This window comes from Streptomyces europaeiscabiei (genome assembly GCF_001550375.1).
Classification (GTDB): domain Bacteria; phylum Actinomycetota; class Actinomycetes; order Streptomycetales; family Streptomycetaceae; genus Streptomyces; species Streptomyces europaeiscabiei.
Map to the genome: position 1 here is coordinate 1 of NZ_LRTR01000468.1, position 14,042 is coordinate 14,042.

Genomic DNA, 14,042 nt, shown 5'->3' on the forward strand with positions numbered 1-14,042 from the left:
CGTGCCGGCCGCCGGTCGTGGCGCGGCGGCGGGCCGCGGCGAAGAGGAGGGAGGAGCCGAGGGCCAGCACGGCCGCGCCGCCGAGGGCCACGTACGGGGTCATGCCCTCGCCACCGGTGTCGGCGAGGCCGTCCTTGGCTCCGGCGGGCTCCGTGAGGCCGACGGGGACGGCCCCTGCGGCCGACCCGTCGCTCGTCGGTCCCACGGTCGGTGACGCGTCGTCGGAGGCGGTCCTCGCGGCCCCCTTCGCCGACTCCCCGGCCGATGCCTTCGGTGCCGGGTCCGTCGTCGTGCTCGCGTCGTCGTCACCGTGGCCGCCGTGCTCGACGGTCGACTCGTCGGTGCCGTCCTCGATCTGCCCCTCGGAGGGGGCGGACGCGCTCGGCGGGGCCGACGTGCCGCCGAAGGTGACGTCCGAGCAGGAGTAGAACGCCTCCGGGCTGTCCGAGCGCTGCCAGACCGCGTACAGCAGGTGGGTGCCGGAGCGTTGCGGGAGGGTGCCGGAGAACGTGTAGAAGCCGCCCGACGCGGCCGGGTCGGTGGCCGTCGCGACCGGGTTCGCGAGGTCGAGGTCGTCCCAGGCGAGCGGCTGCGACGGGTCGTAGCCGGCCTTGGTGAGGTACACCTCGAAGGTGCCCTTGTGCGGGGCCGTCACCCGGTACCTGAAGGTGGACGAGCCGGCGCGTACGCTCGTCGCCGGCCAGTCGGTGCGGGCCGTATCGAGACCTGCGAACGCCTCGTTGCCCGCGCTGCACAGCTCGCCGTCCGGGATCAGTTCCCGGTGGCGGCCGGCCGCGTCGCCGATCCGCACGCCGTTCCAGTCGTAGAGCGCCTGGGTGCCGCCGGCCGTGACGGCCGCCGCGCAGGCCGCCGACCTCGGGTTCTCGGGGCCCTCCGCGTAGCACTGCGCCACCCGGCTCACCGGGTCGCCCATCGAACCGTGCGCCACGGCCGGCCCCGCGGCCAACGCGGTCAGGGCGAGGGGGGCGGCACCGACGACACCGGCGGTGGCGAACGCGGCGGCCTTGCGGCGGGCAGCGGGCATGGCGGGGCACTCCTCGAAACGGTCCTGGACGGCTCCGGGGGTCGGTCCCGGGCGCCGGGGGCGATCAGCAAGCTAGCCCCAAGAAACCGTGAAATCGCCTGCTGAGGGTGGGCGCGGGAGATCCTTATGGTGGAGTTAAGGAGGGGCTAACCGAGGGCACAGGAACGGGGGTTCCCGTCCCGGCCGGTGATCCGTTTCTTACTCGGGCGCGGAACAATGCGGTCGCTCGCGTCAGTTGACGACAGGTCGAGGACCAGTCGCAGAGAAGAATGAGGAGCGCCCATGACCGCCGTACGCGGAACCACCGTGGACATCGCCACCCAGGACGGCACCGCCGACGCCTACCTCGTCCACCCCGACGACGACGCCGCGCATCCGGCGGTCCTGTTCTACATGGACGCGTTCGGGCTGCGACCGCATCTGAGGGCGATGGCCGACCGGCTGGCCGGTGCCGGATACACGGTCCTCGTGCCCAACGTCTTCCACCGGTCGGGGCGGACCCCGGTGTTCGACCTGCCCGAGTTCATCGACCCGGCCGCGCGTCCGGAGATATGGGACCAGATCCTCCCGGTCATGCTGACGCTGACGCCGGAACTGGCGCTGAGGGACGCGGCGGCCTACCTGGAATGGCTGGCCGACAGCCCGCGGGCCGCCGCCGGGCCCGTCGGGATCACCGGGTACTGCATGGGCGCCCGGCTGGCCCTGCACACCGCCGGTGCCTTCCCGGAGCGGGTGGCCGCCGCGGCCGGCTTCCACGGCGGGCGCCTGGCGACCGACGCCCCGGACAGCCCGCACCTGGCGGTGGCCCGGATCACCGGCGAGGTGTACTTCGGCCATGCCGACGAGGACCCGTCCCTGCCGGCGGAGCAGATCGACCTGCTCGACAAGACACTCACCGAGGCGGGCGTCCGCCACCGCACCGAGGTCTACGCGGGCGCCTCGCACGGCTACACCCAGGCCGACACCGCCGCCTACGACGCCGGGGCGACGGCACGCCACTGGACCGCGCTGCTGGACCTGCTGGACCGCAATCTGTCCCGGCCCCGGTCATGACGGAGGTCCCGGGCGAGCAGACCGTCGTCAGGGCGGCGAGTACGGCCGACGTGGCCGCGGTGCGGGCCGTGACGGACGCGGCCTTCCACCCCTACATCGAGCGCATCGGACGGGTGCCGCAGCCCATGGAGGCGGACCACGCGGCGAACGTGGGGGCGGGACGGGTCTTCGTCACCGGGAATCCGGTGATCGGGCTGGTGGTCGTCGAGGCGTGCGAGGACCATCTCTTCCTCGACATCATCGCCGTCCGTCCCGACGCCCACGGTCGGGGCGTCGGGCGGCGGCTGCTGGAATTCGTGGACACCCGCGCGCGTGACCTCGGCCTGCCCGAGGTCAGGCTGTGCACGAACGCGTTGATGTGGGAGAACCAGGAGATCTACCCGAAATTCGGGTACGAGGTCGTGGAGCGCCGGGTGGACGGTCCGTATGACCGGATCCACTACCGCAAGAGGCTCGCCTGACGGGACTCGTCGGGATTCATCGGGAGGGGGCGGGCGTCGGTTTCGCGTGGGCGGGCGGGCTGGGGCGCGGGCGCTCAGCCGTCCGGCCACCAGGTGCGTGCGATGTCCTTTCGCACTTCCCGGCGCTCGACGGGGCGTTCGTCGGCCTCGTCCCGCACCTGGCGGGACGTGGACTTCCTCAGGGGCTTCTGCACGGTCGTACGGCGCATGGCTGCCTCCTTGCGGTCCACCGGGTTCCGCGTTTTCACGGAAGTAGACCTTTTCCGGGAGCGTTACTCATCGTTCGTGCTCTGTCAGTGGCGGCTGTCACCATCTGGACTGTCAGTGGCAGGTGTCACTCTGGCGGCATGACCAACATCGACGACGGTGAAACCTCCCCGGCCCTTCGAACACCGAATAAACCGGCGGCAGATGACTCTCCGGAGAGCATCGACTGGGACGCGGAAGCGCCCGCTTTCGACGACGAACCCGATCATGGCCTGCGGGAACCCGCTGTCCGGGAGGCCTGGGCGGCCCGGCTGCGGGACTGGCTGCCGCATCGCGCCTGTGACGTGCTCGACCTCGGTTGCGGCACCGGCAGCCTGTCACTCCTCGCGACCGGGCAGGGGCACCGGGTGACGGGGGTGGACGCCTCCCCGGCCATGGTCGCCCTCGCCCGCGCCAAACTCGCCGGACACCCCGCCGTGTTCCTCGTCGGTGACGCGGCGGCCCCGCCCGTGGGGGAGGAGCGGTTCGACGTGATCCTCGTCCGCCATGTGCTGTGGACCCTGCCCGACCCGGGCCGCGTCCTGCGCCGCTGGTGCGCACTGCTGCGTCCCGGAGGGCGGCTCGTGCTGGTCGAGGGGGTGTGGGGCACGGTCAGCCCGGTCGGCATCGCCGCCGAGCGGCTGTACGGGCTGCTCGCGCCGCTCGTGTCCGACGCGGCGGTGGTGCGGCTGGAGGACGACGCGCGGCTGTGGGGGAGGACGGTCGAGGACGAGCGGTACGCGGTGGTGGCCCGCCTGTGACCGCCCCGCGTCCGAGCCGGCCGCATCACCGCCACCCCCACCCGTGCCGTCTACGTCAGCAGCGACTCCAGGCCGCCTTCGGTGGTGGCGAGCACCTCCAGTTCGTCCAGGGCTGCCACGGCGGCCGCCGCGGCCTGCGGGTCGCTCTCCGAGAGCCCGCTCTCCTCGAACTCGTCCTCGTCCAGTCGCAGTACGGTCGTGCCGTCGGCGGAGCGCCACAGGTCCAGGTCGAGGTCCTCGACGACGAGTTCCCCGCCGGAGAGCGTGGCGGGCCTGGCGATGTCGCAGTACCAGCCCTTCAGCGTGCCCCGCGCGTCACGGACCTCCTTCACGGCGTACCACCGGTCGCGCCAGTAGTACTCGGTGAAGACGTCACCGGGCCCGAACCGTACGAAGCCGAAGTCCCGTACGCCGGCGGTCGCCCAGCGGGCGTGGACCACGATCCGGGTGCCGTCGTCGCTCAGCAGCCGCGCGGGGTAACGGATCTTCGTACGGCCCGCCTTGAGCAGGACGACGTCCACGTCGTGCGACTCGTTTGCGGGCTCAGCCGAGTTCACGGACACAGCGCACCTCCGTCGCGCACACTTCGTACCCGAACCACTTGTTGACCGCGAGCATCGGGCCGTTGTCGGTGTCGTTGCCCGTGAACGCCTCCGTGTAGCCGGCGGCGCGGGCGCGGTGCAGGGAGTCGTTCTTGGCGAGCTTGGCGAGGCCCCGGCCGCGGAAGGCGCGGGCGGTGCCCGTCATCCCCGTGAAGTAGCGGTCCTGGCCGTCCGTGCGGACCGCCGTGAACGCGGCGGGCGTGCCGTCCACGACGACCACAGTGCTCAGGGCGTGGTCCAGCAGCGGATGGCGAAAGGTCTCCGCGAGCCACAGCTCGTAGTCGTCGAACTCCGCGTGGAGGTCGCCGGGCTCGTCCGCCGAGGCCTCCGCGTCCAGGTCGAACAGGGGGCGTGGGTCGTCGGCGAAGTCGGCGGCCGTGCGCAGCTCGACGCCGTCGGGCGGGGTCCGGAGCGGGGGGAGGGTGCCGTGGGCCAGGTCCAGGCGGAGGAAGTGCGCGGAGCGGCTGGGCGCGTAGCCGCGCCGCTCGGCGAACGCGCGGTTCTCCGCAGTGTCCAGCACCCATGACAGCAGCCGCTTCGCCCCCACCGCCGTCAGCCGCTCCTCGGCGGCACGCACCAGCAGGCCGCCGGCACCCCGGCGAAGATGGTCCGGGTGCACGTACACGTTCAGGTAGCCCTGGCCGGGTACGGGGCTGTCGTCGGCGATGCCCGTCTGCACCGTGCCGATCACCTCGCCGTCCGCCTCGGCGACCAGCTGCTGGTAGTGGGCCTCGGGGGTCGCCTGCGTGGCGTCGTGGAGCACGGACTCGGCGGTGCTGACCATGAAGGGCAGGGCCAGGCGTCGTACCTCGACGAAGGCCTCGGCATCCGCGGGGTCGGCGGCGCGGAGGTCGCGCACGATCAGTGTCATGTGTGCGCACGGTACGTGGGGCGCACGGTGGGATGCCTCCGAATTTCCGGTGGGTACGGGACAATCGCCGCGTGACCTTGAAGATTCGCATCGTGGAGGGGGGCGCGCCCTACGAGCAGGTGCGCGCCCAGATCTCGGAACAGGCCCGCTCCGGCGCGCTGCCCGTGGGGTACCGGCTGCCGACGGTACGGGGGCTCGCCGAGCAGCTCGGGCTGGCGGCCAATACCGTCGCCAAGGCGTATCGCGCGCTGGAGACGGACGGGGTGATCGAGACGCGGGGGCGCAACGGGACGTTCGTGGCCGCGGCCGGCTCCGCGGCGGAGCGCGAGGCCGCGGGTGCCGCTGCGGCGTACGCGGAGCGGGTGCGTCGGCTCGGGTTGAGCGAGGCGGAGGCCCTGGCCGCGGCCCGGGACGCCCTGCGGGCCGCGTACGCGGTGTAGAACGCCGAGTCGGGGTGCGCGCCGGTCCGCGCCGCCCGCATTCGCCGCCGTGGGCCCGAGGCGGTGCTCAGGTTCGCGCAGGTGTCGCGGCGGACGAGGCGGTGCTCAGGTTCGCGGCGGCCGTTCCGGTGTCCGTGTCGGCCGTAGGCCCGCTCTTCGCGCCGCCCTCGCGAAGGTCGTCGCGTCCTGCACGGCCGCCGCGTGGGGATCGTTGTTGAAGTAGACGTGTACATCGGCGGTAGCGGGCCAGGTGTCGGCGATTCGGGTGGCCCAGGTCGACAGGGACCGGCGGCCGTAGTGGGGCCAGGGGTGGGCCCGGCCCTGGTGGAGGCGGAGGTAGGACCAGTCGGTGGTGCGCCAGAGGGGGGTGGCCGGGCGGGAGTGGGTGTCGGCCCAGCAGAGGGCCGCGCCGTGGGACTCCAGGACCTCGCGGATCTCGGGGACCCACCAGGAGTCGTGGCGGGGCTCGACCGCGATCCGGGTGCCGGAGGGGAAGCAGCCCAGGCAGGTGTTCAAGAGGTCCGCGTCGGCCCGCAGCGTCGGCGGCAGCTGCAGCAGGATCGGGCCCAGCCGGTCGCCCAGGCCCTGCGCGTGGCTCATCAGGCGGTGCACCGGCTCCTCGGGGTCCCGCAGCCGTTTGATGTGGGTCAGGTACCGGCTCGCCTTCACCGCGACCACGAAATCCCCGGGCACCCTGTCCCGCCACGCCTCGAAGTTCTCCCGCGTCGGCAGCCGGTAGAACGCGTTGTTGATCTCGACCGTGGCGAAGCCGGCCGCGTACTCCTCCAGCCACAGCCGGGTCGGGCACCCCTCCGGGTAGAGGACGCCCCGCCAGTCCTGGTACTGCCACCCCGACGTGCCGACGAACAGGGTCATGAGTCCATCGAACCACCACCGGCGAAGCACCGCGGAAGCACCGCGGAGCACTACAGATACAGGCCCGCGTCCGCCCCGCCCCTCGGTTCCGGCACCGACGTCGGTGACGTGCCGCGACGCAGTGCGTACAGCTCGGCCAGGGTCGCGCCCTCGCGGCCGACGCCCTCGTCCGTGCCGAGCCAGCCCACCGCCTCCGCGCGGGTCAGGGCGCCCACCTCGATCCGGGCGAGACAGCGGCCGGGGCGGACCACGGCGGGGTGCAGGCGCTCCAGGTCCTCGTTGGTGGTGACGCCGACCAGGACGTTGCGGCCCTGGCCGAGGAGGCCGTCCGTGAGGTTCAGCAGACGGGAGAGCGCCTGGCCCGCCGTGTGCTTGGCCTCGCCCCGGATCAGTTCGTCGCAGTCCTCCAGGAGCAGCAGGCGCCAGCGGCCCTTGCCCGCGGAGTCCTCCTCCCCGATCGCGATGTCCATCAGATAGCCGACGTCGGAGAAGAGCCGCTCGGGGTCCAGGACGCAGTCGACCTGACACCAGTCCCGCCAGGAACGGGCCAGCGTGCGCAGCGCGGAGGTCTTGCCGGTGCCGGGCGGGCCGTGCAGCAGCAGGAGGCGGCCCGCGATGTCCTCGGGGGTCGTCTTCATCAGGTGGTCCATGGCGTCCGCCACCGGCGCCGTGTAGTTCGGCCGTACCTCTTCCCAGGTGCCCGCCGAGATCTGCCGGGTCGTGCGGTGCGGGCCCCGGCGCGGCGAGACGTACCAGAAGCCCATCGTCACGTTCTCCGGCTGCGGCTCGGGCTCGTCGGCCGCGCCGTCGGTGGCCTGGCCGAGCACCTTCTCCGCCAGCTCGGCGGTGGTCGCCGTGACCGTGACGTCGGCGCCCCGGTTCCAGCGGGAGATCAGCACGGTCCAGCCGTCGCCCTCGGCGAGGGTCGCGCTGCGGTCGTCGTCCCGCGCGGCCCGCAGTACCCGGGCGCCCGGCGGCAGCAGGGTGGCGCCGGACCGTACCCGGTCGATGTTCGCCGCGTGCGCGTACGGCTGCTCGCCCGTCGCGAAACGGCCGAGGAACAGCGCGTCGACGACATCGGACGGTGAGTCGCTGTCGTCGACGTTGAGCCGGATCGGCAGTGCGTCGTGTGGGTTGGCAGACATGTCGCCATGATCCGTCACCCAGGGCTCCCCGTGCACCCGCTTTCCGCAGTGCGCCGGTTGCCCAGGCCCCCGGCTCTTCCCCGCCCCGTTCCGTGGTGCGCCGGTGATGCGGGCGGAAGCCCGCGCTCCCCGGCCACGGTCGGCCACACGGCCGGTCCGGTTGCCCGGAGTTCACCGGCGGAACCTCCCCCACCACGGGTCCGCCCGGTTACTGTTGCCCATGATGGGACGTCATGGGTGGAAATCGGGGGACCGGCGGTGGCGGCTCACCGCGCTGCTCGGCGTGGGGGCGGCCGCTCTGGCGCTCGTCGTGACCCTGCTCAACACACTTCCCGGGAACGGCGGCAGCACCGCCGGCACCACGCGCGACGGCGACAAGGTGCACGGCACGCCCGCCACCCCGTCCGGGGACACCGGGCCCGACGTGGGCTGGGGCTTCACCCACACCCAGTTCAGCGCGGACGAGGGCATCAAGTCGGCCGTGGAGCGCGTCGAGGAACGTCTCGGCGAGCAGCCCCTGCCACAGATCCAGCACATCATGGGCTGGGGCGCCGACAACCCCGAACCGGTCAAGGGGCGTTACGACTTCGAGGAGATGGACCGGCGCATCGACTTCGTCCGCGCCACCGGCGGCACCCCCGTCGTCACCCTGTGCTGCGCTCCCGACTGGATGAAGGGCGGCAGGTCCGGCGCCGACAGCACCGACTGGAGTCAGGCCGCGCTGGAGACCGCGCCCGAGCCCGAGCACTTCGCGGACTACGCCGCCCTCGCCGCGACCGTCGCCAAGCGTTACCCGGACGTGCGGCACTTCATCGTCTGGAACGAGTTCAAGGGCTTCTGGAACGACAGCGAGGCCCGCTGGGACTACGAGGGGTACACCGAGCTGTACAACCTCGTCTACAGGGCCCTGAAGAAGGTCGACGAGGACATCATGGTCGGCGGGCCGTATCTCGTCATGGACAGCGTCGACCCGCGCCAGGAGCAGGACGCGTCGACGTCGTTGAAGGGGCCGTGGGGTGCCATGGACCAGCGGATCCTCGACGCGTTCGACTACTGGAACAAGAACCGGGCCGGCGCGGACTTCGTGGTGGTGGACGGGTCCAGTTACACCAAGGACGACGATCTGGTCCCCGACGAGTTCGCGGCGACCGACAAGTTCACGGCCGTGAGCGAGTGGGTGCGGGAACGCTCTGGCGGTCTGCCGCTGTGGTGGGCCGAGTACTACGTCGAACCGGCCGACGGCGACGACAACCGCCATGGCTGGTCCGAGAACCGGCGCGTTGCCGTCCAGGCCTCGGGGTTGATGGCCATGGCTAGGGGTGGGGCGACCTCCGGGTTCTACTGGAATCCGGAGGAGAAGAGCGGGGAGTGCCCCGGGTGTCTGTGGACTCCGACGGACAAGAGCGATGGTGGGCGGGAGTTGCCCATGTATGGGCTGTTGTCGCGGTTCAGCAAGGAGTTTCCGCCGGGGACGAAGTACGAGACGGTGTCTGTGGCCGCCGACGACAAGCCCAATGTGCGGGTGCTCGCCGATGACAAGGCTGTGCTTGTGGTCAATACGCTCGACCGCAAGATCAGTGCGGATGTCGATGGTGAGAAGTTCGACATGGGGGCGTACGAGACGAAGTGGCTCGAAAGGTAGTCGGGGAACCGCGGGCCGGTGGGGGCTTGTCGCGCCCACGCGGCGGAGCCGCACATCGATACGGCCCCGCGCCCCTTCAGGGCACTATGGCGCGCCCATGGTCAAGAACCTCTGCACCAATGACGCCAGCAACAGCGCCAGCAGTGGCAGGCTGAACCAGAAGCTGCCCTGGAGCCAGTGGAGTTGGCGGACACCGGGCCGCGCCGCCACCCGTACGACCTCTCGGACGCTCAGCAGCACGATCAGGGCGATCGCCGCCAGGCCGCCGACGACCGACCACGGGGTCCAGGTGACCTGGGGGCCGATCGGGCCGGGATCGGGGGCCGGAGCCGTTCCGGTCCGGTCGCGCGGGGCGAAGATCGTGGCGTCGGTGTGGGAGAAGACCCGCTCGAGGTCGTCGCGCTCGTCGAGGTTCCGGATGAGCCGGGCCCCCCAGTTCCGGGAGTAGCCGGAGTCCATCTGGAGCGAGGTGACCTGGCTGCGGTTGACGATCAGATACGAGTTGGCGCCGGCGTTCTTCAGCGCCTTGGCCAGGCCGGACACCAGGACCGGGTCGCTCGGCGCGAGCGTCGGCACGTACTCGACCTTCTCCATGTCCCGTGCGCCCCACGGCATCGCGGGCGTCACGCTGTTCACCGGGTCGTCGCTCAGCCAGAGGAGCCGTACGGTCGGGTCGTCGTGGGCGTAGACGTACTCCATGGCGGCGACCTCGCCCGGACGGACCCGCTCGAACGGCTCGTTGCCCCAGCGGGCGACCAGGAAGCCGGCCATGAGGACGAGGCCGGCCATGAGGGCGGCCAGTGGGGCGAGGTTCCTCCGGTCCTTGTCGCGTTCCTCGGCGGTGACGCCGGTGCGCGGGAACAGGGCGAGGCCCGCGAGCAGGGCGGCACCCGGCAGGGCGAACATGAAGACCCGCAGGGCCATCTCACCGCCGTACGACTGCATGCCGAAGCCCAGGAACGGTACGAAGGTCAGGACGAGCAGGGAGCGTTCGCGGTACTTGTTCGCGCGGCGGCGCCAGAAGCCGTAGCAGGCCAGCAGCATGACGGAGCCGGCGAGGGCGACGCGGGCGTACAGCACGAGCTTGTGCGTCGAACTGCCCTCGCCGATACGGCCGGATACCGAGGACGTGACGTTGCCGCCGACGCCGCCGACGCCGCCGAAGAGTTCGTCGAAGTGACCCGACCAGTACGGCTCGGCGAGGTAGCCGACCCAGACGGCGACCAGTACGGCGAAGAGGATCGGCAGGCCGCGCAGTTCGGAACGGCCGGTCAGGACGAGGGCCGCGAGGACGCCCAGCATCACGAACGGGGTGAGCTGGTGGGCGGGGACCGTCGCCGCGTACAGCGCGACGAGGACCATGAGCAGCACGGCTCGTTGGCGGCGGTCGGTGGGCTCCACCTCCGCCTCGCCCGGGCGTACCCTGCCCCACAGCATGTGCGGGGCGCGGAACCAGACCAGGAGGATCGCGACGAAGGCCAGATACAGGAGGTAGGTGAAACCCTGGGGGGAGAAGTAGTCCTGGCCCACCCAGCCGCTCAGGACGAAGATCCAGATGCCCGCCCACCTGGCCCGCCAGCCCGCCCGCATATGGCGGGCGAGGAGGAACAGCGGCGGCAGATACAGGAGTTGGATCGCCGTCGGCCACCAGCGGATGATCTCGGTGAAGTCGCTGATCCCGCAGGCCTCGGCGACGAACGCGGCCGCCGCGAAGAAGCCCGGCCAGCTCCAGCGGGCGTCCAGATCGGGTACGGCCGAGCCGGTGCGCTCGATGTAGTCGATGAAGCCCAGGTGCTGCCAGGCCGTCGCGAACCGGGGCTCGGCCTCGATCACGGCGGGCAGCGCGTGCAGCGAGAGGACGGTGGCCAGGAGCGTGATCAGCAGCAGGCCCCGGTGCTCGCGGGCCGGCCACAGCAGCGCGGCGAACACCACGGCCAGCAGGCCCGCCCCGACCAGCGTCGGCGTGGGCAGTACGGAGATCAGGCCGAGCCCGCCCATCCGGTCCAGGTCGGAGTCGTCCAGCCTCAGCGCGGGCACCCAGTAGAGCAGGAGCGCGCAGAGCAGCAGGAGGCCGAGGACCACCCCGGTGATCGTGGGGTGCGGCAGCCGTTCGCGGAGCGGCACCCGGGGCGCATCCTGGGCGGCCGGCACCGCTCGGGCCGGGGGTGTGGCCGGCTCCCGTACGGGCTCCTCCAGTTCCTCGGCCTCTGTGACGAAGACCGCCTCCCGTACGGCCTCCTCGAACGGGGTGTCCATCTCCGGGACCTCCGCCGGGCCCAGGGACGACTCCGAGCCGGGCTCGCGGACCTCCACCGGCAGGCCCGGCGAGGGTGGCAGCCCGAGCGGACGGGTCGGCCGGTCCTGGGCCCAGGCCGGCCGGTGGTCCTTGCGCGGCGACGCCGTCCCGGTGGGCGGGGTGCCGGGGCCGGGACGGACGTCCGGGCGGCGTTCCAGGTGGTCGAAGTCGAGGTGGACGCCGAGGGCGAGGGTGTCGGAGTCGAGGCGCCGGCTCCAGGCGCCGCTCTGCTTCCTCGCGGCGGACGCCACCCGGTCCAGGTCGGCGAGGTCGCCGTCCGGTGCCGCGTCCGCGGGCACCTCGGCGGGACCGGCGGCGCGCAGGATCCGGTACAGCCGGGGCGCGGCGATCAGCACGATCACCGCGAGGCTGGAGATCTCGGCGACCCCCGCCCCGGTCAGCCCCATACGGGGGAGCAGGACCAGGGTCAGCCCGAGGACCAGGGTGCACAGCAGGCCCTGCAGCCAGGCGAGTCCGGCCGTGCGGCTCTGGGCGCGCAGCACCGCGAAGTACGTCTCCATGACGACCCGCAGGACCGCGCCGATCGCGAACCAGCGCAGCAGCGGTGTCGCCGCGTCCGCGTAGGCCTGCCCGAACACGGCCAGGATCCAGGGCGCCCCGAAGAACAGCACCGCGCACACCGGCAGCATGATCCGGGCCATCCGCCGCAGCGCGGCCCGGGTGTTGGCGGCGAGGCGTGCCGGGTCGTGCGCGCCCTCGACGGTCAGCGAGGCGCCCATGTTGATGGCGAGCAGGTTGACCGTGCCACCGATGGTGGTGGTGATGTAGAAGTACGCGTTGTCGGCGGAGCCGACCTGGGCGGCGACGATCACCGGGACCAGATAGACCACCGCGAGCGAGAACAGCGAGCCGGTGTAGTCGCCCGCGAGGAAGCGGCCGATCTCCCTCAGCGACGGCGGGCGCGCGTGGTCCGCGGTGGCCTTCACGTGTTTCGGGATCAGGCGCCGGAACACCAGCCAGCCCAGCGGCAGCACGGACATCGCGATCGCCGCCACCCAGGACACGAACACACCCATGGTCGGGACCGCGGTGGCGAACAGCACAAGGAGCACCAGCTTCACCGCCGAGAACACGGTGTTGCCGACGGGCACCCACACCGCGCTGCGCAGCCCGGTGAGCACCCCGTCCTGGAGCGTCAGCACCGACCAGGCGACCACCGCGAGCACGAAGAACACGGCGCTCCGCGGATCGTGCAGAAAGCTGTACGACGACCCCCACAGGCCCAGCGTCAGCAGGAACACGCCCGCCGCGAGCGCCACGACCACCGAACTGCCCGCGTACGTGCGGAAGATCAGCCGGCCGCTGTCGCGCCCCGCGACCGGGATGAACCGGGCCAGGGCGCCCGTCAGCGTCAGCGCGGTGAGGCCGGCGAGCAGCTTCATCGCGGCGATCGCGGCGGAGCCCTGACCGACCGAGGCCTCGGTGTAGTAGCGGGCGGCGGCCAGCCAGAAGCCGAGGCCCAGCACGGCCGAGATACCGGTGTTCAGCATCAGGGCGTAGGCGTTGCGGAACAGCTGGTCGCCCCCCGCCCCCCTGCCCAGTCCGGGCAGTCGCAGCCTGCGGCCGGAGCCGGACTTCCGCTCGGTGTCCTCGGTCGTGGTGTTCCCGGCCTGCTGTGCCGTGGTGGTCGTCGTGTCAGACACGGGAACGGATGGCCTTCCGGACCTGTCGTGCTCTTCGGACCATGGCGTACCCCTTGGTCAGGGCACGGTCCCGGGCGAAGTTGCGGGCGATCGCGCGGCCCTCGACGAGCTGCTCGAACTCCTCGGTTCTGGTGGAGCGCCGCACGGTGACCCGCCGCAGCGCGTACGGGCCCTGCGCACGCCGGGCGAGCGCGTTGCCGACGGCGAGCGACTGGGCGAACCCCGACTCCCGCACCGCGACACGCACCCGGCGGCTGGAGTAGCCGTACGGGTAGGCGAACGAGACGGGCCGGGTGCCCAGTTCGTCGGCCACGATTCTCCGGCAGCGTCGCAGCTCGAACCGGAGCCGGTCGTCGTCCAGCATGTCGAGCTGCGGATGGGTGTGGCTGTGCCCGCCGATCTCCACGCCGTTGTCGGCGAGTTCGCGCACCTGGTCCCAGCCGAGCATGGTGTCGAGGGCGTCGCCGTTGTCGTACGGGCCCTTGATCCAGCCCGTGGTGACGAACAGCGAGGCCGCGAAGCCGTGCTTGGCGAGGACGGGCAGGGCGTGGCGGTGCACGCCCTCGTAGCCGTCGTCGAAGGTGATCAGTACGGGCCGGGCGGGCAGCGGGCGACCGAGACGCCAACCCGCCGCCAGACCGGCCGTGTCGACCGGTGTGAAGCCCAGGTCGTCGATGAGCGCCATCTGCTTCGCGAACGCCTCCGGGGTCACCGACAGGTCCCGGGTGGCCTCGTTCGGCGCGGCGGACACCGCGTGGTACATCAGGATCGGTACGGCTGCCGCCGCCGCTGTTTCCCTCATGACGAGCCCCCCTCGCCCCCCTTGCCGGCCGCGCCGCCCGGAATCTCGCCGACCGAGAACGTGACATCACCCCTGCGCGCCCGGACGCTCCCGACAACGTACCCCCCGGCCGCCGCCGCCACCCCCGCGACGATCGCG

General features: G+C 72.1%; 13 protein-coding genes. 5 read left to right on the forward strand and 8 right to left on the reverse strand.

All coding sequences use genetic code 11. The annotated features are described in order from the left end of the window. On the reverse strand, positions 1 to 1,045 hold a 1,045-nt coding region (locus tag AWZ10_RS22735), incomplete at its 3' end, for a lytic polysaccharide monooxygenase (RefSeq protein WP_060891926.1). Between the two features lie 282 nt (positions 1,046 to 1,327). Here AWZ10_RS22735 and AWZ10_RS22740 point away from each other — a divergent pair. Together AWZ10_RS22740 and AWZ10_RS22745 are read left to right on the forward strand one after the other, a co-directional pair. Then, positions 1,328 to 2,098: a dienelactone hydrolase family protein gene (locus AWZ10_RS22740; protein ID WP_046705258.1), complete on the forward strand. Its 771-nt coding sequence runs from the start codon at positions 1,328 to 1,330 to the stop codon at positions 2,096 to 2,098. Then, entirely contained in the window at positions 2,095 to 2,559 is a 465-nt protein-coding gene (locus AWZ10_RS22745) for a GNAT family N-acetyltransferase (protein ID WP_060891927.1), read from the forward strand. The genes AWZ10_RS22740 and AWZ10_RS22745 overlap by 4 nt, the downstream gene beginning before the upstream one ends. Before the next feature lie 74 nt (positions 2,560 to 2,633). Here the strand turns inward: AWZ10_RS22745 and AWZ10_RS51560 are convergent, their stop codons facing one another. Beyond that, positions 2,634 to 2,807, reverse strand: coding sequence for a hypothetical protein (locus AWZ10_RS51560; protein ID WP_159015061.1), 174 nt, complete (start codon positions 2,805 to 2,807; stop codon positions 2,634 to 2,636). A gap of 99 nt (positions 2,808 to 2,906) precedes the next feature. On the opposite strand from AWZ10_RS51560, the gene AWZ10_RS22750 reads away from it, so the two are divergent. Then, the gene (locus tag AWZ10_RS22750) at positions 2,907 to 3,566 is read left to right on the forward strand and encodes a class I SAM-dependent methyltransferase (RefSeq protein ID WP_046705025.1); all 660 of its coding nucleotides are present in this window, start codon (positions 2,907 to 2,909) and stop codon (positions 3,564 to 3,566) included. A gap of 50 nt (positions 3,567 to 3,616) precedes the next feature. Here the strand turns inward: AWZ10_RS22750 and AWZ10_RS22755 are convergent, their stop codons facing one another. Beyond that, complete coding sequence (locus AWZ10_RS22755) at positions 3,617 to 4,129, reverse strand: ribonuclease FAU-1 family protein (protein ID WP_060891928.1); 513 nt, start codon at positions 4,127 to 4,129, stop codon at positions 3,617 to 3,619. Continuing rightward, entirely contained in the window at positions 4,110 to 5,039 is a 930-nt protein-coding gene (locus tag AWZ10_RS22760) for a GNAT family N-acetyltransferase (protein WP_060891929.1), read from the reverse strand. The genes AWZ10_RS22755 and AWZ10_RS22760 overlap by 20 nt, the downstream gene beginning before the upstream one ends. A 71-nt stretch (positions 5,040 to 5,110) precedes the next feature. Here AWZ10_RS22760 and AWZ10_RS22765 point away from each other — a divergent pair, with 71 nt between their 5' ends. Next, positions 5,111 to 5,479: a GntR family transcriptional regulator gene (locus tag AWZ10_RS22765; RefSeq protein WP_046705023.1), complete on the forward strand. Its 369-nt coding sequence runs from the start codon at positions 5,111 to 5,113 to the stop codon at positions 5,477 to 5,479. 105 nt (positions 5,480 to 5,584) lie between these two features. On the opposite strand, the gene AWZ10_RS22770 is transcribed toward AWZ10_RS22765, so the two are convergent. Next, positions 5,585 to 6,355, reverse strand: coding sequence for a DUF72 domain-containing protein (locus tag AWZ10_RS22770; protein ID WP_046705022.1), 771 nt, complete (start codon positions 6,353 to 6,355; stop codon positions 5,585 to 5,587). A gap of 50 nt (positions 6,356 to 6,405) precedes the next feature. Next, on the reverse strand, positions 6,406 to 7,500 hold the full coding sequence (locus tag AWZ10_RS22775; RefSeq protein WP_060891930.1) for a DUF5925 domain-containing protein: 1,095 nt from the start codon (positions 7,498 to 7,500) through the stop codon (positions 6,406 to 6,408). 223 nt (positions 7,501 to 7,723) lie between these two features. On the opposite strand from AWZ10_RS22775, the gene AWZ10_RS22780 reads away from it, so the two are divergent. Beyond that, a complete protein-coding gene (locus AWZ10_RS22780) occupies positions 7,724 to 9,142 on the forward strand; it encodes a GH39 family glycosyl hydrolase (RefSeq protein WP_046705026.1) in 1,419 nt (472 codons plus the stop codon). Between the two features lie 84 nt (positions 9,143 to 9,226). Here AWZ10_RS22780 and AWZ10_RS22785 read toward each other — a convergent pair whose 3' ends face one another. After that, complete coding sequence (locus tag AWZ10_RS22785; protein WP_060891931.1) at positions 9,227 to 13,102, reverse strand: lipopolysaccharide biosynthesis protein; 3,876 nt, start codon at positions 13,100 to 13,102, stop codon at positions 9,227 to 9,229. Next, positions 13,095 to 13,904 (reverse strand): polysaccharide deacetylase family protein, encoded by an 810-nt coding sequence (locus AWZ10_RS22790; protein WP_046705020.1) that lies wholly within the window; start codon positions 13,902 to 13,904, stop codon positions 13,095 to 13,097. Before AWZ10_RS22790 ends, AWZ10_RS22785 begins: the two co-directional genes overlap by 8 nt. Between the last annotated feature and the right edge of the window lie 138 nt (positions 13,905 to 14,042).

Coding starts and splice junctions, on each gene's coding strand:
- AWZ10_RS22790 (WP_046705020.1), bottom strand. CDS start 13,904: ATGAGGGAAACAGCGGCGGCGGCAGCCGTACCGATCCTGATGTACCAC.
- AWZ10_RS22745 (WP_060891927.1), top strand. CDS start 2,095: ATGACGGAGGTCCCGGGCGAGCAGACCGTCGTCAGGGCGGCGAGTACG.
- AWZ10_RS22750 (WP_046705025.1), top strand. CDS start 2,907: ATGACCAACATCGACGACGGTGAAACCTCCCCGGCCCTTCGAACACCG.
- AWZ10_RS22770 (WP_046705022.1), bottom strand. CDS start 6,355: ATGACCCTGTTCGTCGGCACGTCGGGGTGGCAGTACCAGGACTGGCGG.
- AWZ10_RS22760 (WP_060891929.1), bottom strand. CDS start 5,039: ATGACACTGATCGTGCGCGACCTCCGCGCCGCCGACCCCGCGGATGCC.
- AWZ10_RS22740 (WP_046705258.1), top strand. CDS start 1,328: ATGACCGCCGTACGCGGAACCACCGTGGACATCGCCACCCAGGACGGC.
- AWZ10_RS22780 (WP_046705026.1), top strand. CDS start 7,724: ATGGGACGTCATGGGTGGAAATCGGGGGACCGGCGGTGGCGGCTCACC.
- AWZ10_RS22775 (WP_060891930.1), bottom strand. CDS start 7,500: ATGTCTGCCAACCCACACGACGCACTGCCGATCCGGCTCAACGTCGAC.